14 protein-coding genes are annotated in these 22,992 nt (G+C 48.0%); all 14 read right to left on the bottom strand.

Features of this window, described 5'->3' with window-relative positions:
- Positions 1–75 precede the first annotated feature (75 nt).
- The 14 genes from D570_RS0106255 to D570_RS0106180 all read right to left on the bottom strand — a co-directional run bounded on the left by D570_RS0106255 (position 76) and on the right by D570_RS0106180 (position 22,715).
- Entirely contained in the window at positions 76–2,490 is a 2,415-nt protein-coding gene (locus D570_RS0106255) for a glycogen/starch/alpha-glucan phosphorylase (protein ID WP_018143536.1), read from the bottom strand.
- 48 nt (positions 2,491–2,538) lie between these two features.
- Positions 2,539–3,975 carry a glycogen synthase GlgA gene (gene glgA / locus D570_RS0106250; protein ID WP_018143535.1) on the bottom strand — a complete coding sequence of 479 codons (1,437 nt, stop codon included), beginning with the start codon at positions 3,973–3,975 and terminating at the stop codon, positions 2,539–2,541.
- Positions 3,972–5,105: a glucose-1-phosphate adenylyltransferase subunit GlgD gene (gene glgD, locus D570_RS0106245; RefSeq protein WP_018143534.1), complete on the bottom strand. Its 1,134-nt coding sequence runs from the start codon at positions 5,103–5,105 to the stop codon at positions 3,972–3,974. The genes glgA and glgD overlap by 4 nt, the downstream gene beginning before the upstream one ends.
- Positions 5,095–6,234: a glucose-1-phosphate adenylyltransferase gene (locus D570_RS0106240; protein WP_018143533.1), complete on the bottom strand. Its 1,140-nt coding sequence runs from the start codon at positions 6,232–6,234 to the stop codon at positions 5,095–5,097. Before D570_RS0106240 ends, glgD begins: the two co-directional genes overlap by 11 nt.
- 29 nt (positions 6,235–6,263) lie before the next feature.
- Positions 6,264–8,216 (bottom strand): 1,4-alpha-glucan branching protein GlgB, encoded by a 1,953-nt coding sequence (glgB, locus tag D570_RS08665; RefSeq protein WP_018143532.1) that lies wholly within the window; start codon positions 8,214–8,216, stop codon positions 6,264–6,266.
- Positions 8,217–8,414: 198 nt separating this feature from the next.
- The gene (pulA, locus tag D570_RS0106230) at positions 8,415–10,742 is read right to left on the bottom strand and encodes a type I pullulanase (RefSeq protein WP_306718442.1); all 2,328 of its coding nucleotides are present in this window, start codon (positions 10,740–10,742) and stop codon (positions 8,415–8,417) included.
- Between the two features lie 379 nt (positions 10,743–11,121).
- Complete coding sequence (locus D570_RS0106220) at positions 11,122–13,896, bottom strand: Ig-like domain-containing protein (RefSeq protein WP_169331235.1); 2,775 nt, start codon at positions 13,894–13,896, stop codon at positions 11,122–11,124.
- A gap of 241 nt (positions 13,897–14,137) precedes the next feature.
- The gene (gene ychF / locus D570_RS0106215) at positions 14,138–15,223 is read right to left on the bottom strand and encodes a redox-regulated ATPase YchF (RefSeq protein WP_018143529.1); all 1,086 of its coding nucleotides are present in this window, start codon (positions 15,221–15,223) and stop codon (positions 14,138–14,140) included.
- Positions 15,224–15,234: 11 nt separating this feature from the next.
- Positions 15,235–16,026: a pyrroline-5-carboxylate reductase gene (gene proC / locus D570_RS0106210; protein ID WP_018143528.1), complete on the bottom strand. Its 792-nt coding sequence runs from the start codon at positions 16,024–16,026 to the stop codon at positions 15,235–15,237.
- 44 nt (positions 16,027–16,070) lie between these two features.
- Complete coding sequence (locus D570_RS0106205; protein WP_018143527.1) at positions 16,071–17,408, bottom strand: alpha/beta fold hydrolase; 1,338 nt, start codon at positions 17,406–17,408, stop codon at positions 16,071–16,073.
- Positions 17,409–17,536: 128 nt separating this feature from the next.
- On the bottom strand, positions 17,537–19,174 hold the full coding sequence (locus D570_RS0106200; protein ID WP_018143526.1) for a glycoside hydrolase family 43 protein: 1,638 nt from the start codon (positions 19,172–19,174) through the stop codon (positions 17,537–17,539).
- Positions 19,175–19,290: 116 nt separating this feature from the next.
- Positions 19,291–20,163: a carbohydrate ABC transporter permease gene (locus tag D570_RS0106195; RefSeq protein ID WP_018143525.1), complete on the bottom strand. Its 873-nt coding sequence runs from the start codon at positions 20,161–20,163 to the stop codon at positions 19,291–19,293.
- 1 nt (position 20,164) lies between these two features.
- The gene (locus tag D570_RS0106190) at positions 20,165–21,169 is read right to left on the bottom strand and encodes a carbohydrate ABC transporter permease (protein WP_018143524.1); all 1,005 of its coding nucleotides are present in this window, start codon (positions 21,167–21,169) and stop codon (positions 20,165–20,167) included.
- Positions 21,170–21,431: 262 nt separating this feature from the next.
- A complete protein-coding gene (locus D570_RS0106180; RefSeq protein WP_018143522.1) occupies positions 21,432–22,715 on the bottom strand; it encodes an ABC transporter substrate-binding protein in 1,284 nt (427 codons plus the stop codon).
- Between the last annotated feature and the right edge of the window lie 277 nt (positions 22,716–22,992).

Raw genomic sequence — 22,992 nt, 5'->3', positions numbered from 1 at the left:
GCATTATCATAAAGCCCAAGTGTGAACAAGAATGTAAACACTTGGGCTTTATGATGAGCCGTTCTTCTGAACGGATTATTTTTGTTCTTCACCCGGCAAGGTCAGACCCCAAATTTCCTTTGCATATTGCACAATCGTGTCATCCGAAGTGAACTTATCGGAATTGGCGATATTGATCAAACTCATATGCATCCACTTCTTTCGATCGCCATACAGCTCCGCGATGTGGCTTTGAGCATCCACATAGGAGTGGAAATCTTCGAGCAGGAAGTACTCGTCATTGTATGTGACAAGCGCATCGAAAATTTCACTACCCTCGGATTGGCAGTTAGGAATGGTGCCATCGACCAAAGAATTGACAACGCGGTGGATAACAGGGTCGTTATCGTAAATCGCGCGCGAATTGTAGTCGTGGCGCTTGTAATGATCGTATACCTGATCTTTATCCATACCGAAGATGACGATATTGTCATCTCCCACTTCGTCCTTAATCTCGATATTGGCGCCGTCCAAGGTGGCCAAGGTCACCGCACCGGTCATCATGAATTTCATGTTGGAAGTGCCGGAGGCTTCCTTGGAAGCCAAGGAAATCTGCTCGGACACATTAGCAGCCGGGATGATGAGCTCCGCTAAGCTAACACGATAATTTTCCAAGAAAACTACCTTCAACTTATCGCCAATGCTCTCATCATTGTTGATCAGATTGCCGACTTCGTTAATGACCTTAATCACAGATTTTGCAAAATGATATCCTGGAGCCGCCTTCGCACCAAAAATAAATACGCGCGGTGTAAATGGTGCATCCGGATTATCCTTAATATCCCAGTACAGCTTGATGATATGCAACACATTGAGCAGCTGACGCTTATAGGCATGCAAACGCTTAACCTGTACGTCGAAAATAGCATTTGCACTGACCTTCACACCTGTGGTTTTTTCGATGTAGCGTGCGAGGCGCTCCTTAGCCAACTGCTTGACCTGCCAGAAATCGGCCTGTGTATCTTCGTTATCCACGAAATCATTGAGCTTGCGCAGTTCGTGAATATCCGTGCGCCAGCCGCGCCCAATCCATTTATCAATGGTCTTGGAGAGCTGAGGAGCAGCAATCTGCGTCCAGCGACGCTGCACGATGCCGTTCGTCTTATTGTTGAATTTTTCTGGAGTCAGCTTGTAGAAGTCACGCAGTGTATCTTCTTTCAGCAATTCGGTGTGCAAACGTGCCACGCCGTTCACGCTGTGTCCGCCGATAATGGCCAAATGTGCCATATGAATCTGGTTGTAGCGGATGATGCGGGTATTTTCGATAAGCTCGTTATCCACGCCTTGAGCGCCCAACTGAGATACGTAGCGATTATCAATTTCCACGATAATTTGATACACGCGCGGCAACGTGTAGGAGAAGAGTCCCACATTCCACTTTTCCAAGGCCTCGGACAAAATGGTGTGATTCGTATAGCTCATCGTACGCTGCGTAGCATTCCACGCTGCATCCCATTCCATGCCATAGTCGTCTACCAAGATGCGCATAAATTCCGCAGGCGCCACGGCTGGATGCGTATCGTTAATATGCACCGCCACTTTCTCGTAAATCTTCTCAAGCGGCAGACCCAGCTTCAAATAATTCTTGACAATGGTTTGCAAACCGGCAGAAGTCATGAAATACTCCTGCATCAGGCGCAATTTCTTGCCTTCATCGCTGGAATCATCCGGATACAAAACGGCGGTGATGTCCTCTACCCTGCGGCGATCGGCGATGGTTGGATAATTCAGCTCTTTATCCTCTGGAATTTCCACATCCCACAAACGCAAATTATTGACGACGCCATTGCCAAATCCGAGCTGCGGCACATCATAAGGCACAGCACGCAAGGTGGTGGCCTCCGAATACACCGGCTTCAGCTTTCCCGTGCCATCGTCAGTCATATACACATTGCCAAAGAAACGCACCCGCACGCTGTCGTAATCCTTGCGCGTTTCCCACACATTGCCAATGCCGCCAAACCACGAGTCTGGCAACTCCACTTGATAACCGTTGACAATGCGTTGCTTGAAAAGTCCGTAGCGGTAACGCAGACCATTTCCAAAGCCCGCATATCCCGTGGTCGCCAGCGAATCCATAAACGCAGCCGCCAAACGTCCCAAACCGCCATTGCCTAAGGCCATATCGTGTTCCGCATTTTTCACATCATCGAAGTTGATGCCGATTTGCTGAAGCCCCTCTTTGACCACATCCAGAATGCCTAAGTTAAGAAGATTTGTTTCCAACATACGCCCAGGCAAAAATTCGATGGAAAAATAATACGCCGTTTTGCCCTGGCGCTCGCGCAAGGCATTATTGCGTTCAATCCACATTGGGTTGTAATACTGGCGAATGGTATGCGCTAAGCATCGAAACAGCTCCGTCGGCGTGGCATTTTGAACCGTGGTGAGTTCTTCCTCGTTGAGATTTAACACAAAATCACTGATAAATTTTTCTGTGGTCAATTCCATGGCAACACTCTCCTTCTACTGCCCGAAGGCAGAATCAAGTTTGTACACTTAAGAATTCAGCAGGTTATTGTATAAATTCTCATATTTCTGGCTTGCTGACTGCCAGGAAAAATCGGTTAACATTGCACGTTTTTGAAGCTGCTTATACTCCTTTGGATGATTGGTAAACATATCTACAGCTCCCAGAACTGTCTGAGTAAACCAGTACCCATTAAATTCTTTGAAGCCAAACCCGGTGCCCGTATTTTCGAAAACATTGTATGGTTCCACGGTATCCTTCAAACCGCCCACCTCATGCACAATAGGGATGCTTCCATAGCGCATCGCCATCATTTGCGACAATCCGCACGGCTCAAACGCACTAGGCATGAGGAAGCCATCAGTGCCTGCGTAAATTTGCTGGGCCAGCTCGAGATTGAAAGTGATATTTGCGCTCACCTTGTCTGGGTATACTTGCGCAAACCAGGAGAAGGCGTGCTCGTATTCAGGATTTCCTGTGCCTAAAATGACGATTTGCAGATTCTGATGGACGAGCGCATCCAACTGACTGACCACGAGGCCAAAACCCTTTTGATCCGTCAGTCTGGACACGATACCGAATAACGGGATATCGCTATGAACAGGCAGCCCCACGCGCTCTTGCAGAGCAGCTTTATTGAGCATTTTTCCTGCCATATCGTCTGCATCAAAGGGATGCGGCACATGCTTATCCGTACGTGGATCGAAAAGCTCCGTGTCAATGCCATTGGTGATGCCCACGAGTTTGCCAGACTCCATGCGCAACACCTGGTCGAGATTCTGACCAAATTCAGGTGTCATAATTTCCTGAGCATAGCTCGGCGAAACCGTCGTCACCCGGTCAGCGTACAAAATACCAGCCTTCAGCCAATTCAGCGCATTATCCCAACGCACGGTGCCATCCACATATCTCTCCATACCCACACCGAAGAAATCGCTGAGCGTACCTGGATCGAAAATACCCTGGAATTGCAGATTATGAATGGTTAAAACCGTGTGAATGCCACGATACGCCTCAATCCAGCGATACTTTTCCTTGAGCAGGAACGGAATCATCGCTGTGTGATAGTCATTTACATGCACAATGTCTGGGATGAAACCGACCTTCTCCATCATTTCGATGGCCGCCAGCTGGAAGTATGCGTAACGCTCTCCATCGTCCATAGCGCCGTAAACGTGGCCACGGAAGAAGTAATGCTGGCTATCGATGAAGTAGAAGGTTACGCCATCGAGTACGTAGCGTTTTACGCCCACATACTCGTGGCGCCAGCCCACATGGGTGTAAAAATTGGTGACATCGACCATCTGGTCGCCAAATTTTCTGTCGATTTCGTCATAATATGGCAGAACCACTGCCACCTCATGTCCTTTGGCGGCAATGGTTTTAGGGAGAGCTCCGATGACGTCGCCCAGCCCACCCACTTTGATAAAGGGCGAACCTTCTGCGGCTACAAACAAGACTTTCATCGGATAATATCTCCTTCTACCTTCGTTCCTTTAACGATAACCACAGGTGCGTCCGGCGTACCCTGAATTCTCACACCTGGCGCAACTTCTACGTTCTTATCCAAGATGGCATAATCCACCTGGGCACCTTCGCCAATCTTCACCTTGGAGAAGGCGATGGTGTGGCAGACGCTGGCATGCTCATCGACATAGCAATTTCGAGAAATAATCGAACGATTAACTTTGCCCTTAATAATGCTGCCCGAAGCAAACTGGGAATCATGCGTTTCACAATCATTGGAGAAATACGTGGCTTCCTCGTTCTTCACCTTGGTATACACCTTTTGGTTGGAGTACAGCAAGGAGTAGAAATTCACCGGTTCGAGCATATCCATATTGGCATCGAAATAGGATTTGACGGAGGAAATATTGGACAAATATCCCGTATATCCGAACGCGAGAGCGTTGTTATCGACCAAAAGACTACGGAGTAAGAAGCGCAGCTTACGAGGCTTTTCCGCATGCTTTTCCTCTTCCATGCGTTCGATAAGCCAGTCTGTTTTCACCACGTAAATTTCGGCAGACATATTGTAATAATCTTCCGTATTGTCCAAGACCTTCTCACCGATGACGTGATCATCTTCTGAAATCTCCAGAACTTCATTGGCCTCGGTAATCATATCCGTTGGCAAACGCTTATAAACCACGGTAATCGTACTGTCGTTAATCTCCGACAAGTGGATGACTTGCTCTAAATCGATATTGCACAAAATATCGCAGCCCATATAAACGGTACGATCGCTACCAGAGCGCTTCAAATATCTCAGCAGCTGTTCGTAATAATCCTGATCCGTGGTCAGCTCGCCATATTTGGTGTTATAGAAGCCCAAATACCAGTGGCTAAGCAAGGTATCCAAACCCCATTCGCGACCGCTACGCACGTGATCGAAGATAGAGCTGATATTGTCGCGTTGGAAAATGCCATACACGCTACGGATACCCGCATTGGCTAGGCTGGAGAGCTGGAAATCGACGAGACGATATTTGCCATCAAAAGGAAGACTGGCCATTGGGCGCTTAGCGGTCAAGCCCTCCATATCTGGATAGCCGATTGTATTACCCAGAATTGCATTATATTTATCAAGCTTCATCGGAAACTCCTACAACCTCGTTGTATCCAACAATTTGGATTTCATCTGTTCCATCTATGACTACATCGTCACCGATTACGGCATTCTCGCCTATGATGGCCCGCTTAATATGAGCGCCTTGGCCAATTATCGCGCCACTCATCACGAAGGAATCTTCTATGACTGCCCCGTTTTTGACTTGCACATTGGTGGAAAGTATCGAATGCCGCACTTCCCCGCTCACAAAGCATCCATCGACCACAAGGGAATCTTTAACCACCGCCTGCGAATCAATAAAGTGTGGAGGAGAAATCAGATTCTTCGAGTAAATCTTCCACGATCGATCCCGGCTGTTGAGCACATTATTTTCGCCAATGTACTCCATATTGGCTTCCCATAGCGAGTCAATCGTGCCCACGTCTTTCCAGTAGCCATTAAAACTGTAAGTGTACACACGTTCATCGGCTTTGAGATAGGCGGGAATGACATCTTGACCAAAGTCAAACATATCCACGCCATTCTTGTCCGCATTGACAAGCAACTCACGCAAACGCGCCCACGTGAAGATGTAAATACCCATGGAGGCCTTAGTGGACTTTGGATGCTCTGGTTTTTCCTCGAACTCCACGATACGGCCATTAGAATCCGTATTCATAATGCCGAAACGTGAGGCCTCTTCCAGTGGCACATCGATGACAGCTACGGTCAGGGAAGCATCATTTTCCTTATGCTGACGCAGCATATCGTCATAATCCATCTTGTAGATGTGATCACCCGAAAGGATGAGCACGTATTCTGGATTGATGCGATCGATATAGGCGATATTTTGGTACACCGCGTGACTTGTGCCTTGGAACCAGCGGTTTCCTTCCGTTGCAGAATAAGGCTGCAAGATGGATACGCCTGTATTTACACCGTTGAGTCCCCAGCTTGCACCGTTACCAATATGCTCGTTCAAAGCCAATGGCTGGTACTGTGTGATAACACCTACGTTGCTCACACCAGAATTTGCGCAGTTGGATAATGCGAAATCGATGATGCGATAACGACCGCCAAATTGTACAGCTGGCTTTGCAATGCTCTGCGTTAATTTGCCGAGGCGTGAGCCTTGACCCCCCGCTAAGATTAACGCTAATAGTTCGTTCTTCATGGACGCCCTCGCGCTTTCTCTTTCTTCTCTTATTTTTTCTCAGCTTTTTTAGCCGATTTCTTGTTTACTTTTGTACCTTTTTGCTCTTTTTTACTCTTTTTAACCTTTGAATCCTTGCGTTTGAGCTTCCAAATGCTTGCACCTAAGGCAGGAGCAGTAAAGCTGAGCGTACTGTGGTATGTTTTCCACGAACCTGGCTCAGAATGGGTGTCCGGGTTTGTGGTTTTCCACACCCCGCCAAACTCGCCCAATTCCGTGTTCCACAACTCTTCATACTCGCCAGCTACAGGCACTCCAATAGTGAAGTTTCGCCTTTCTACTGGCGCGAAATTAAACACGCAAACTAAGAACTCGCCCTTCTTATTCTTACGAATAAAGGACAGAATGCTTTCATTGGTATTGTCTGCGTCAATAATTTCAATACCGTCATATGCATCGTCAATCTTCCACAGAGGAGAATTCTCCTTATAGAATTCGTTGAGTGTGGCGGTAAAGTGCTGCATTTGTGCGTTCAGCTCGTCATCGAGATTTGACCATACGAGCTGATCATCATATTTCCACTCGAGGAACTGTCCAAATTCACTGCCCATAAAGAGGAGTTTCTTGCCCGGGTGGCAGATTTGGTAGGTCAGTAAGGTGCGCAAGCCGGCGAATTGGTTGTACCTATCGCCCCACATTTTATGCATGAGACTTTTCTTACCGTGCACCACCTCGTCATGTGAGAATGGCAGGATAAAGTTTTCCGCAAACATGTACATGAAGCTGAACGTGATGAGGTTGAAATCAAACTTGCGATAAATCGGGTCTTCCTCGAAGAACTTCAAGGTGTCATTCATCCAACCCATATTCCACTTGTAATCAAAGCCCAGTGCTTCGTACTCAATAGGACCGGTTACCTTGGTATCGCTCGAACTTTCCTCGGCGATGAGCATGACATCCGGATGATAACCCTTGATGACGGCGTTCATTTTTTGCAGGAAGTAGTAGCCCTCGTAATCGCGCGTACCACCATCCTTATTAGGCGTCCATGGACCAATATCGTAATTGCGGTAAATCATATTGCTGACCGCATCTACGCGAATGCCGTCCAAATGATAGTAGTCAATCCAGAATTTAATGCTGGAAATCAGGAAGGACTGCACCTGATTTTTCCCCAAATCAAAGTTCAGTGCTCCCCAACCGCGATTGTGTGCACGGTCTGGATCTTCGTATTCGAAGGTAGGCGTGCCATCATAAAATGCCAAAGCATCATCATTAACGGTAAAGTGGCCTGGGACCCAGTCCACGATGACGCCAATATTGTTTTTATGGCATTCTTCTACGAAGTCTTGGAAATCACGCGGAGTGCCATAGGAATGCTCAAAAGCGAAGTATCCCATGAGCTGATATCCCCAACTCTGACCCAGCGGATGAGCCATCAGCGGCATAAATTCCACATGCGTATAGTGCATTTTCACCAGATAAGGAATTAATTCCTTCGTTAAATCTGGGAACTGGTATGGCGTGCCGTCTTCATGCATCTTCCATGAGCCTGCATGGACCTCATAAATATTGACAGGACGATTTCTAAAACCAAAACGCTTGCGTCGGCCGAGCCACAGTCCATCTTTCCATTTCTTATCTGGAAAATCGGTGATGATGGCAGCTGTGCCCGGACGAGGTTCGAGATAGAACGCGAATGGATCGATTTTTTCGATGCGAGAGCCGTCTGCACGGGTGACGAGATACTTGTAACGTTGTCCAACCTGAGGCGTAGTCGAAAATACTTCCCATACGCCGGCTTCATTGCATTCCATTTCGATAGGAGATTCTTGCCAGTTTGTGAAGTCACCAATCAGAGCCACGGCTTGAGCATGAGGAGCCCACACGCGGAAGACATACCCCTCCTCACCCTTGGCTTTCCCTTTGTGGAAACCAAAGTAGTGCTGGGCATGAAAGTTCTCTCCCGTGCCAAACGTCCTTAATGCTTCTTTGCTCTTCATAACGCACACCTGTCTTTAATTCTCTTAATTTCAGTGTACCTGTAGAAACGCAAGGGCACGAAGATAATACTAAATTTAGTGTGATTAAAGTCACATTTTAAGACGTAAAATTCGCAGAAATTTTGCAATTTCCTGTGATATGTGACACATTTTATGTCAAATCTTTTTGAAGAGAATGTGAAGAAAAATGTGTGCTTTTTAATCCAATTGCTCGAAGATAACCAACGAATAGGCGTCTATCATTTTGTCCTTATCGCCGTTGAGTGAATTATTCGACACTAAAACATGTGCATTCGGAAAATCGGAGAGGACGTTGTTGACTGGAATATCCTGCGTGGTAGCAACGATGCGATACTTCTTGGCATCCGTGCTGATATCAAAGCCGATAATGCCTGAATTTTCCAGGGCCGACCAGACGAAAACGTGCTCGCGAACATCGTCGTAATTGTCAAAAGAAAACATATCGCCCGAGGTTTTCAATTCAATTAAGCGGCGCACAAAGGATACGGTGTCGATGTAGGTGGTAACATTATCCCAATTCACACGGTTGACAGAGTCTGGCGCATTATAACTATTCATAGCTCGCAGGCGGTCACCCAACGTAATTTCCCCATCACCGCTGGATGAGCGAAGTTTTGTGCGCAGGAATTCTTGTCCAATTTGCATAAAACACATGCCTTGCATGACCAAGTTGAGTCCGTTGGCGAGCTCGACACGTTGGATATGCGTCAGTTCCTCATCCTCAGGCTGGAGACGGTTGAGCAGATCGTTGAGATTGTAATTGTCATGCGCCTCGATGTAATTGACCACCTGGTGTGGGCTCGTGAAGCTGGTCAGTTCAGAGCTACCCAGCAATCCTTTGGCGATGATGCCCTCCCCGGCTTCATTGGAGACAAAACCGCCCTTGATATAGCCGTATACTTCTGCACCCTTGACACCATCGCGCACGGTGTCGTTGAAATATCCGATGCGCGGCGTGAGGGCGGCGTTGTCCTTTTTCGCCTTCTTGTCGGCCGCGATATGGACGCCCATATCCCAGCCCTCGCCGTACATGAGAATGTGTGGATCGAGCTCATCCAGTCGTGCGCGTAGTGCATTCATGGTATCCACATCGTGCAGGCCCATCAAATCGAAGCGGAAACCGTCGACGCCGTATTCGCTCGCCCAGTACATCACGGAATCGATAATGTACTTGCGACACATCTCTTTCTCACTGGCCGTCTCATTGCCGCAACCTGAACCATCCGCGAAGGAGCCGTCCGGATTCATGCGATAGTAATAATCCGGCACAGTCAGTTGGAAAGAGTGCGTAAGGCTCGAGTAGGTGTGATTGTAGACCACATCCAATATGACGCCAATGCCACGCTCGTGGTACTTCTGAATCATACGCTTGAGCTCATGAATGGGCGTAACGGGGTTATTGGGGTTTGAAGAGTAGCTCGGCTCCGGCACGTTGTAATTCTGAGGATCGTAGCCCCAGTTATAGCGCTGCTCTCCGGAAGAATTATAGAATTTATGATAATCGGCTACGGGCTGGAGTTGGATATAACTATAGCCTTGATCTTGAATATAATCGATGCCCGTGGAAGACCCGTAGGTATTGGTTGTACCGGAAGTACAGGCGCCCTTGTACGTGCCACGTAATTGACGCGGTACGCCTGAGGTGTGGGAAATCGTAAAATCGCGGATGTGCATTTCACACACCACCGATGACGATGGATTATCCGTACGCCAAAACGCTTCTTCGCCGTGTTTTACGGTAAAACCATCTGGGCTCAAGGCATGTGGGCTGAGGACCACCGACCTTGCACCATCGCCAATAATTGCACGCGCATAGGGGTCGACCGAATATTTAACTTGTCCATTTTTGTGATGGACCGCAAAGGCGTACACAGTGCCATTAATATCGCCGTTGAGTCTGAGGAACCACACGCCATGCGTATTTTTGCTGTGATCCTCCTCATCATGAACCGTTCCGCGCAGCATGGGGATAGAGCGTTTAATGGGCGAACTATTGGAAATATCCGTATAGAGAACTAAATCCACCTTCTGAGCGGTTGGTGCCCACAGCCTAAATTCGGTAAATTCTTGACTATAGCGGTAGCCTAGCCAGCCGGAATACCCCCAGCGCTTGTCGAAAAGTTCGCTGTGGATGGCCATATCGTAGGCATGCGGATCGCGCTGGGCATAGCCAGCGCTGGCTATCGCTGCTTGCCACGAGTAGTACAAGGTATTATCGCCTTCGACCAGCCACACATGAGTGTCGTCGCCGTCGTTGCGCAGCTGAACGCGGTATTCGCACGTTTTGTAGGAAAAATCCGCATTGCGTACGAGGAAATTTGTAAACTCATGCGTTTCCGTCGAACTGCCCACTTGCACTGATACGGACGTATAGCATCCAAAGGAATCTTGATCGACGAGCTTGAAGTTCTCACCTTCCTGCCCATCTTGCCACATCCATACACTGCGATCAGAATAATTCGGCTGTGCCATATGATAATGAACTACAACAGTTCCTAAAGACACAGATACCTCCGCGATTGAACGAATAACACCAGTGCTTTCGTCACTCGCACGATTTTAGGACCAAAACTATACGAAATGTGCACCTAATTTTTCATTGTACTCGAAATGTTGCGGAAAAATTATGAGGTTGAAATTTCGTGAGTTTCGAGAGGAATTTTCACGAGAATTTCGCTGGAAATCTCAATGTGGGTGCGATTCCTCATCACGGAAACAACGACAAGCATCAGATAAAAATAGAAAACTGCTCCATCGTGAAGGAACTTTGGTCATAGTCCGTCACCATGGAGCAGTTTCATTCATCAGAGCTTATACAGCGCTTGTACAACGGCTTAGTGAGCACTGGTTTTTCAGCCTGACTTCTTACCCGTGGTTTATTTATTTATTCTTCCTGCTTCTTACGCGATGTAAGGAAAAATGCAGCGCCAAGATACAGGAGAGTTGCTGCCGCAACTGCCACACCTACGGTTGCTGCGCCTGTGCGAGCAAGCTCGGAAGATACCTGCTTGCCGTCACCAGAAGTGCTGACGAGGGTTTCGCCACCCTTGGTGTCATCGTCAGCTTCTGCGGGTTTTGGAGTTTGTGGCTCAGCAGGAGCTGGAGCTGCATTTACTGTGATCTCTGCACTGACAAGGTAGGTGTGTGCTTCAGTAGTATTGTCTCCGGTGCTCTCTTCATTGTTTTCCTCATTAGCAGCGGCTGCTACACGGAACAAACGCGCCATGCGCACGACTGGCTGAGACTTTGCCACTGTTTTTGGCTTGACGACGGTAACGATGCCGGAAACGGTGAACTTACCTGGCTTATCAAGCAAGGTCTTGTCGTAAGAAGCCCACTGCACGTTTTCTTCGGTCTCTACACCATTACTCCACTTTACAGTTACCGTGTTTGGAAGCTCAGGTGTTTGACCAACGGTAACCGTGATGTGGATGCTAGGATTGAGCACTTCCACAGGCTCTGCCGCATCGTACGACACAGTTGCCTTTAGCTGCGTATTTGGAAGAGCTGCCACAGTGCCCAATACTTCGAAGCTACCACCTTCAATCTTGGAATAATCATCCTTCGTGATATCGCCCCAAGTAATTTCTTCCTCGGTGGCCTCACCGTTGGACCACGTCACATATGCGGTCTTTGGAAGCTCAGGAGCTGTGCCATTTTTAGTTTTCACGGAAACTGCTGTATCGCCGTTCTCATTCAAGACAACGGATGTGGCAGTGGCAGCAGCTACTGTAATGGTGAGGACTGGCTTCTGGTCTGTGCCGGAGACGGTACCGTTGAGAGTGATGGTGCCGCCCTGGCGTGACTTGAGGGTAGCCTTCTGCGCATCTGTCAGCGTATCCCAAGCTACGGGAACCTGAGCCGTTTCACTGTTAGACAGTGTGGCGGTTACCTTTTCTGGCAAGGTCAAATCAGCTTCTGTATCGCCGGACTTTGCGGTTACGCCGGCAGGATTGCTCACGGAAGTGATTGTGGCTTCGACCACATGTACGGTCAGAATGGTTGTCAAATCTGTGCCTTCAACTGTACCTGTCAACGTGTAATCGCCGATCGTGTTTGCATCCACATCGCCGCTCCATGTCACTGGAGCAGAAACCTTGCTCTCACCGTTGGAGTAGTCCACGAGTACAGTTTCTGGCAGAGTTACCTTGCTACGCACTGGTACGGTGATGGCCTCAGTATCGTGGACCTTCGTAATGCTTGCAGCCTTAACATGCACGGTAGCGGTAATATTCTGCGCATAACCGGCAATGGTGCCCTGCACAGACACATCCTTAGCGGTACGGCTGGAGTAGTCTGCTGCGCTTACAGGAGCCCATGTAATCTTCTCAGTAGAAGTCGTGCCGTCATTCCAAGTTGCCTCAGCAGTAATCTTATCCAATTCAGACTGTGGATTTGCGCCAGACTCTACCGTTACTTCATTGCCAGACAATGTCACAGAGGTGATAGCACGGGCTGTGATTGATACATTGATAGAAACTTCGAAGGGCTGTCCGTCAACGGTTACGGTTCCCTTTACAGGAACTGGCCCTGGGGTCTTGAATTCGCTGGCTTCTGGCATGCTCCAGGTGATTGGTTCTTCTGAAGTTGTGCCATCAGACCATGTCACGGTGGACTTGATGTCGCTCAAATCTGGAGCTGTGCCCTCAAGAGTAGAAACAGGTGTTGTTGGATTTGCGGCGGACTTGGCAGTGGCAGCACCTACGTTCACGGTGATGTCTACGCCAGCATCATAGCCGGAGATCGTTCCATGAACTGTGAACGAAGAGTTTGCCTTGTTATAGTCCTCTGCCTTTACGCTAGCCCATGAAACAGCTACGTCTTTGGTAGTGCCGTCTTCCAAGGTTGCGCTCACAGTAGAAGGAAGCTTGCTGGTTGGATCTTCGCCCGCAGAGACGGAAACTGCATCAGGTGATGCCACGCTGGAGATTGGTGAATCATTCTTGAGAGCTGCGAGTGCATCATCCACTGTTTGGGTGGTGCCGTGGCCGTCGCTACCATCGTCGTAGGCGAGTTCAAGTACCCCGTAATATGCACCTTTGGAATCTTGCGCAACACCAAAACCAGCAACATTTGCAAATTGAGAGATTTCTGCAAGGTAATGACCATAGCCTTGTTCTCCCGTTTTGAGCTCTCTATACCAACTCATAACTGGATCGAACGCGCTCTTTGCTGATGCATTAGCTAAGTTCTCTGGCCCAAAGATATATGTTCCGCCCTTATAACCTGTATTTTGGAACATATTTGAGATTTTTTCACCCTTGCTATTCAACATATACGCCCAGTCAGGCACGCCATTGAACATATTAGCGTGAGCATCCAATCGGCCTAATCCAGCAAGCTCATCCGCTCGTGTCTGAGCCCACTTCATCAAATCGGAATTGACCTGGAGAGGATCAAGAACCTTGCCAGTTCCAGTACCTACCTGAATGTTTGCAACTTGATAACCGTTGGCATCCGCAATCTGCTGCTCCGTCAAAGCATCGCGCTGAACACCACGAACTTCGTCATTCAGTTGCTTTATATAATTTAATGCAAGTTCAACATTGCTATCAGACGTTGCGGAAGAATCATCTGCAAATGCGAAACCAGACACTGTAAAAACAGTACCTGCAATAAGCATTAATGCGGAAATAAATGCAACGAGCCTTCTTCTCATACTCCGTATGGTCATCCTCTTCCCTTTCTTAGAAAGACGTGCACGGCGAGCGTGTTTGGTCATACATAAATCATTTTAGGTGAAGAATTGATGAAAAGCACAAATATCCTCCAGAAAACTCCTTAAATGTACAGCAAATATGAGTTTTCTCACACGGATTAGTACATCACTAGAACAAAGATGGCCTGCCAGCATCTGCCAGCAAGCCATCTTTCATATGGTTTAAGCTCTTGAGTAAATCCTACACATTGAACTTAAACTCGACCACGTCGCCATCCTGCATCACGTAGTCCTTGCCCTCAAGGCGAAGCTTACCTTCTTCCTTCACCTTGGCATAGGATCCTGCCTCAACGAGGTCATCGAAGGAAACAATTTCAGCCTTAATAAAGCCGCGTTCAAAGTCAGAGTGAATAACGCCTGCAGCCTGTGGAGCTGTCCAACCCTTGTGGATGGTCCATGCGCGCACTTCCTTCTCACCAGCCGTGAGATAGGTCTGCAAGCCCAAGGTATCAAAGCCTACACGTGCTAGCTGATCCAAACCAGACTCTTCGAGTCCTGCCTCTGTCAGCATTTCACGCGCATCTTCCTCGTCCAGCTCGGTCAAATCGGATTCGAACTGTGCATTGAGGAAGATGGCCTGGGCAGGAGCCACCATATCGGTAAGTTTTGCTTTCAACGCATCATCGGTCAGCTCAGCATCATCCATGTTAAACACATAAATAAAAGGCTTAGCAGTAAGCAGCTGGAGTTCGCGAATCTCAGCCGGATCCACACGACCAGCCTTAGACGCCTGATCAATCGTCAAGCCCTCCTCAAGAACCGCCTGAGCCTTCTTCACCTCATCCAAGTACTCTGGCTTAATCTTCTTGCCGCGCAAATCCTTTTCCAAACGTGGAATTGCGTTTTCGATGGTCTGTAAATCGGCAAGAATCAACTCGGTATTGATGGTTTCGATATCGTCCGTTGGATCGACTTTACCGTTCACGTGCACGATGTCGTCATCGCTAAATACGCGGGTGACCTCGCAAATTGCATCCGCCTCGCGGATATTTGCCAAGAACTGATTGCCCAAGCCTTCACCCTGAGAAGCACCCTTGACAATTCCAGCAATATCCACGAAAGTGACGGTTGCCGGCACAAGTTTGGTCGTATTTACGATAGGCGCAAGAGCCGCCAAACGCTTATCTGGAAGTGGAACGATACCTGTGTTTGGTTCGATAGTTGCGAAGGGATAGTTTTCTGCGAGCACATTGTTTCGAGTCAATGCGTTAAAAAGTGTGGACTTACCTACGTTTGGTAAGCCAACAATACCAATAGTCAATGCCATAATCTGTAATCCTAGCGAGAGCCCTCAACTGCATCAATTGCACTAATAACGCTACCACGGAAGCCTGTTTGCTCCAGTGCAGCCACGCCACGAATGGTGGTGCCACCAGGAGAAGAAACGGCATCCTTCATCTGAGCCGGAGCAAGACCTGTTTCAAGCTGCAATGCGCCCGTACCCTGAATCATGGCTGCCGCCAGACGATACGCAGTTGGGCGGGTAAGCCCATACTTCACGCCGGCATCCGCTAAGGCCTCCATAAACATGGCTGCATAAGCAGGGCCACATCCCGCAAGCGTTCCAGCCACGGACAGATGATCCGAATCCACGAATTCCACGGTGGCGATAGGGTTGAATAGACCACTAAATTCTTCGACCTGCGCATTATTTAACGAATGCGTGGACTCCGCCACCACGATGCCCTGTGCAACGGCAATAGGCGTATTAGGAATGGTAGAAATATGATGAGAATTTTCTGGCAAAAGCTCATCCCAGAAGGCGTTCAGCTTTCCTGCCGCAAGAGAAATAACGAGCTTATCCGACCAGTCAATAGAATCGACAAACTCAGAGAAAATGGACTCAATTTGATACGGCTTCACAGCAACGATAATAATGTTGGAAAGCTTAACCACTTCTTCAGACGAATGCAGCGCCTCTACCCCACGTAATTGCGCCTTTTCTACTAACGAATCGTAATGGGCTGCACTGGCCACGATTTTGTCATCCTGTGCAACGCCTGCGTGACGCCAACCATCCACGATTGCGGTGGCCATATTTCCAAAACCAATAAAACCTATAGTTCTCATATATTGTCCTTTAATTTCTTAGCTTTTCGCGCAAAAATTGTGCATTAGTATAAGCCTTCTAAATGACCCAAGCTGAGCGCCTCCTCATACAGATGAGCAAAAACATCGCCACTGCGCACGCCATCATGCTCGAACTCATTCGTCACCCACGCCTGAGCATTGCCGATGCGGGACAAGGTGTCTAATTGCAAAGAAGAATCCACATACATGTCGTCAAAGTACACGGCCGCATGCAGTGGAATGTCATTGCGCTTCAGCTGGTCCACATCATAGATCTTGCCCCAATGTGTGTCTTGCATGAGCAGATCCATGGCCGGCTTAAAGACCTTAAGCGCGCTGTCTTCTGCGAAAATTTCAGGCAGCGCAGCCTCGCCAATGAGCATGACAGGTCGCGCGGATTCATCGAATTCAGGCGTAGTGCGCAACACTTGGTTTGCAGCCCAATTAATAGGCTCCGTATCTTCGTTTGCATAGATGAATTCCTGCAAAACCCAGTACAACTCACTGCCGTAAGAGGTGGTGCGTCTAAATAATTCCATGAGGAATCCGTCCGCGAGCGCACCGTCATTGAGAGCCGTATCCACGGTCCAATGCATGCGTTCAAAGCTTGGTTTCATACCGAAATCTCCGCCCAGCATTTGCAGTCTGCGCACGCTAGCAGGATCTCCATTGGGTAGCTGGATTTCGCCTGAGCTTAAGATATCGGCAATATGCGCAACGCGCTGCTCATCTTGTGGATAGCGCGCATAATATTGCCGGGTTTTGCGTGCCATGCGCGGCACCGTGTGTTCGTAAACTTCCCGCGGATTCATAGGAATATGCGGGATGCCACCCGTCACAAATGAAGCGTGGATAGCCTGTGGAAAAAGTGACAGGTAGGTCATCGTTAAGAATCCGCCGTAACTCTGGCCTAATGTAGCCCATTTCGCTCCACTGAACGCCTGTAGACGTAAGAATTCGCAATCGCGAATAATGGAGTCGGCGAGGAAATGCTTCAAGAAATCCGCGGTTTCGCGCGCAGATTGACCTCGACGGCGGATTACAGAAGAATCAATACGCGAAGAACGACCGGTCCCACGCTGATCAAACAGCACAATTCTAAAGTGCTTTGCAGCCTCAGCTATCCATGGAATGGATTCTAGGCTCATCGGACGAGGACCCATGCCGCCTGGTCCGCCTTGTAAATATAAGAGGAGTGGAAGGTCACGCTTCGCATTTTCCGCAGACGTGACGACGCGATAAAACAGATGCAGTTTTTCGCCATCGAAACTGTCATCTTCCCAGCGCTGCTGTCCATCCGCCCAATTCCATACGAGAGGAACGTCGATGCTATGATCTTCAACGCTTAGACCCGGTACATAATAATGTGCAATTTCAGTCATAACTCCACTTTAGCGTTCTGCAAGTAAAAGGCACGGAAGAGTGTAGTCTTCCGTGCCAGGGGTGTACGAGAGGTTCTTGCTAGCAAGTCGAGCTCAATTTAGACAAGCATCATTTAGTCAAACACTACTTAATCCAGCACTATTTCATCAAGCTCGGTGTAGTCGAAGCTTCTGAATTCTGCCTGCTGACCGTATCCGGAGACATCCACGCAAGCCAAGCCCACAAAGGCACCTGTAAAGAATCCGCCATAGCGTTGGTTGACATAATCATCGGACAGTATTTTCGCATCCAGCTTCACTGGAATTTCGTGCCATTGCTCGCCATCAAACGAATACTCGTAGGTGTAATACTGCGTGCGTACCTTGGATTTGAGCCACACCTCTTCTACCCCATCAGGGATGACAATGGCTTTGTCTTGGAGGAAACTCGTGTAATTGTCGAAATCATTTTGTGCGACTTCGATAACTCTCTTTTTACGCTTCTCATCCCATGTGATGTACACCCACGACCAGCATAAATCGTTGTAATACTGCGTAAGTCCTGCCATTGCACGGTAGGTGTGTGGGTCGAATTTTACACGTACTTGGGCATCGAAATTGAAGGCTTGCCAGCGCCTTGCGATGAGCGAAAGATCAAAGAGATTGCGCAATGAGCCTTGACCGGTGAGTACCAAGCGCCCATTGCCCACTTCGCCCATAGCCTCTGTAAAAGGCACACGCAAAGTATTCCAATTGATATCGAGACAATTGCTTTCGAACTCATCGTGCTGATTATGGTTTTCAGGCGCTACTGTTTCGATAGCATCCACCGGAGCATCCACCTCAGTTAACCCTCCATGACCACCCACAATGTATGGCCAGCCATCCTCATCCCATTCCACTTGCTGGATGGAGGTTTCGCGCCCCAAGGTGCACCAACCGCGTGGATCATATGCCGGTTCTATATCGTGATGCCAAGGTCGGCCACACAAGGAGGCGTAATACCACTGCCCCGATGGCGTATCCACTAAAGCTCCATGTCCCTGCTTTTGCAAATAGGATTCTGGCGTATCGAAATTGCTGATAAAGGGATTGCTTGGCATGGACTCGAAACTAAGTTCATCTAGGCTCGTGGAACGCGCCACCGATTCGCGATGCGTATACACGGTACCGCCCTCAGCCGCAAACAAATAGTAGTAACCGTTGCGCTTATACAAGTGCGGTCCTTCTACTAGTTTCGCCTCGGTACCATTCCAAATGGTGCGAGCCGTTTCCGGCTTCAGCGTCATCGTAGAGGTATCAAACTCGGTGAGTGTAATGCCGTCAAAAGCATGGCGATACTCTCTAAAATCCCACGTTTGCTGTACAAGGTATTTACGCCCATCGTCATCATGGAAAAGTGAAGGATCGAAGCCTGTATTATTCAGCTGAATTGGCTCTGACCAAGGTCCGCGGATATCCTCTGCTGTAATCAGATAATTCGTGCCATCCTTAAAAGCACCGTTGACCATAACAATATTGGAGTAAATCAGCCAAAACTTGCCATCCGCGTAGCTCAAATCTGGAGCCCACACGCCGCCCGATGAAGGCACGCCGCGCATATCAATCTGCGAGGTCCGATTAATCGGGCTTGGCAACAGATTCCAGTGCACGAGATCTTGAGATTCGTGAAGGCGTACGCCTGGGAACCATTCAAAAGTAGAGTTTGCAATATAGTAGGTCTGCCCTACTCGGATAATCGAAGGGTCTGCATTGAAACCTGGAAGAACTGGATTGACAATCTTCATATCATTCTCCTGCGAACAACGTCAGCAGCATAGCTAAACGTAGGTAGATGGTCGGAAGGCTCGTGGGGGAGAAGTTGAGCCTTCCGAAAGTTGTGTATAGTACGTGATTTTGCTGATTAACCCTTGACCGCTCCAGCAAGACCACCCACAATCTTCTTTTGGAATATGGTGAAGCAAATCAAAGCCGGAATCATACTCAAAGCGGTGAAAGCAAGCACTTGTGCAGTATCCACCGAATGCTGGGAACTAAACATTTGCACGCCTAATGGCAGCGTATACTTGCTCGAATCATTGAGCAGGAACAGCGGAAGCATATACGCATTCCAGCTAGCGACAAAGGCAAGAATGCCCACGGTTGCCACGCCTGGCCAGCTCAACGGCAAAACCATTCTAAAGAAGAAGCCCAGTCGTGAGGTACCATCGATCAGCGCCGCTTCTTCCAAAGATTTTGGAATAGATTGAAGGAACGGTACAAGAATGATGATGGCCTGCGGAAGGCCAAAGGCGATTTGCGGAAGAATAATGCCCAAGTGAGAATTTACTAAGTGCAAATTCTTCAACAGCAAGTACAAAGGCGTGATTGCAACGGTAATAGGGAACATCATGCCCGCCGCAAACAGTGAATACATGAGATTTCGGGACTTGAACTCATAGCGCGCAAGCACAAAGCTGACCATAAGGCTGAGCACTACGATGCCTACCATGGTGGCAACGCTGACAATCAACGAATTCACCAGTTCCGACCAGAAAATATTGGAGGTAAAAACGGTTTTGTAGTTCTCAAAATTCCATGGATTCGGCAAACCCGCAGGATCGCGCGTAATCTGTGAATTCGTTCTAAATCCGCCGATTATGATGTACACAACCGGAATAATGCAAATCAGTACAAGAATTAAAGACAATAAATAAACAACAGGATGTCCCCATGGTGTTTTCTGTGACCTGCGGATGCCATCCGGGTTTTTAGTGTGCCGTGTGCGTATAGACATATCACTCAGCTCCTTGAACGTTAGTATTCTTCTGTGACTTGCGTGCGGACTTCTTCGTCGTTATCGCACCTTCAAGATCGCGGTTTAAGACAAAGTGCTGGTAGGTTAAGGCGATAACTAGAGAAATAACGAAGATGACTACCGCTACTGCAGAACCATAACCGTAATTATTTGCAAGTCGTCCTTCGCGAACCATGTACGTTGCCATTGTGGATGTACCGGCTGTGGAGGATACGTATTGTCCCCAAATGATGTATACCAAGTCGAAAAGCTGCAACGAACCAATAATCGACATAAATGCCCAAATACGGATAGTTGGCGCAAGGAGCGGAAGGGTGATGCTCCAGTGCTGCTGCCAGAAACCGGCGCCGTCGACGCGCGCAGCTTCATACAGTTCTTCAGGTATGGACTGCATACCGGCAATCATTAAGATGACAGCAAATCCTATGTACTTCCAAGTGATAATCATCATCAGTGTCCAGAACGCTATTTTTGGATCAGAAATCCAATCCGCTCCTGGAATGCCCCAACTCTTGAGCACTGCATTGACAGCTCCACTGGTTTGAAGCATCAAGGACCAACCGGTACCCACAATAACTTCGGATACTACGTATGGCACGAAGATGAGGGTACGAATCAGTGCACGTCCCTTAAACTTTTGATTGAGAAGTAGCGAAAAAAGAATTGCCAATGGTCCTTGAATAATCAAGGAAGCAACCACCACCATCATGGTGTGCATAAAAGCTTCTTGGAAGTTTGGATCTTGCAGGATTACGGCATAATTTTGCAAGCCGATGAATGTTCCATTAACTTCAGGCTTTCCATAGCCTTTCCATTTAAAGAATCCGTAATAGGCTGCCATGAATACCGGCAAAATGACAAAACCTAGGAACATGATGAGAGCAGGAACAGACAGAACTGCAATCTCGATATTTTTTTGAATTTTATCTTTACGTCTGATTCGGGACGAACTGGTATTCGCTGACACAGTTTGTACACTGCTCATTTCAGACTTCCTTTCGAGTCTTTTTCGACACCGATGAGTGGGATCCACACGCATTACCCAAGCAACTACTGGAGATAACGCAGATGCCGATGGATGACCTCACGGTCAAGGCAATGCGTGTGGTACCTGTGTTAATGGAGATCTCTATCAGGGGCGAGGCTGGTTCAGATATGGCTCATCACCACATCTCTCCCCTGATAGGGAAAAATTTGGATATGTTTTTATGCCAGAGTTGAACAACTGCCAACTCGTGAATATGGGCTTAGCCCTTCTTGGCAGCGTCTTCAACATTCTTGATAATGTCTTGAGCGGTGCCCTTATCTGCCAGAAGGTTTACTACACCTTCATTCAACGCATTTCCGATATTTTGTCCGAGCACGGTGTCGAGCCACAAAGAAACAGTGCTAGCCTTCTTATATACCGGAAGCACTTCCAACAAAGCGGAGTTTGTCACTGCTTCCTGGGCTTCTTCAGATGCAGGAATGGTCGAAAATGCGGATGCATACTTTTCCTGATACTCCTTTTGCGCAATGAAGTTCAAGAAATCGACAGCCTGCTCTGGAGCGCTCGAGCTGACGGACATAGCATCTGCACCACCCATAATGGCCGTTGGGTCGCCTTCACCACCATCAATTGTAGGGAATGCAAAGTAACCAAGATCTGCCAAGTCCTTCTTATCTGGAGTCAGGTCGCGGATCACACCTGGATCCCAGCCACCCATAAGCTCCATAGCAGCCATATGGTTCGCAATCAAACCAGCCGAAGAATTTGCACCCTGCTGAGCTGGAGTGGTGAGATAGCCATCATTAAACGCATCCAAATCCTTGAGCTTTTGCACATCTTCGCCTGCACGGGTCCAGCATGCATCATCAAAATTCTTTTCGGTCTGCGCCTTAGAGAACGCAGAGGCAGAGCACTCACGCAGAGCAAACCAGTAATACCAGTGTGCAGCTGGCCATGCATCCTTGCCACCCAAAGCAATTGGCGTAATGCCTGCATCCTTCAGCTTAGCCACGGCGTCGGTAAACTCATCCCACGTGGTAGGCGTTTGCGTAATCCCCGCTTGTGCGAAGAGGTCCTTGGAATACCACATACCGCCTGGGAGCACAGACAGTGGCATTCCATAAACTTGGCCATCTACCGTCTGAGAGGTGAGCGCTGTTTTCATTTGAGTTTTAACGTCGCTATCCAGCTTGTCTGTTATATCCATGACTTGGCCCGCTTCGACCATATCCTGAAGCTTTTGACCACCACGACTCAGGAAGATATCTGGCGCGGAGTCCGGATCTTGCAAAGCTGTTTGAAGCTTTCCATCGAGATCTTCATTTTGAATGGCTTCAATTTTGATAGATACGTCTGGATTTGCCTTCATATAGTCTGCTGCGGCATCGGTCCAGTACTGCTTTCCATCACCAGTGGTGGAATTATGCCAAATCACGATTTCTGTTTTGCCATCTGCAGTGGTATTTGAGCTGCTACCACAACCAGCAATACCGATGAGCGTAGCAACTGCTAATCCAGCTGCAGCAATTTGCTTGAACTTCATTGTTTTTCTCCTCACCTATTTACCTAGGTAAACATTTTCGAAAGTTTCGATATCTTTCTCATTGATATTTCTATCATTTACGCCACTTCGCGCATCCAATCTAAACTTTCTTATCGAAAGTATATCTTTTATTTTCGACATTATGATATTATCAAGGAAGAAATACTTAGTCAATTCGTCGAATTAACTCTTTGATATGATGACGAATCTCATGCATTTCAAAGCCTTGATAATAAACGGAATATCAATAGAACGTGTATCATATTTTCGAAACTTT

Origin of the sequence: Alloscardovia criceti DSM 17774, from assembly GCF_000376885.1 — a bacterium.
Taxonomy (GTDB): domain Bacteria; phylum Actinomycetota; class Actinomycetes; order Actinomycetales; family Bifidobacteriaceae; genus Alloscardovia; species Alloscardovia criceti.
Note: the sequence above shows the minus strand (reverse complement) of the source record. Positions and strands in the feature narration are given on the sequence as shown.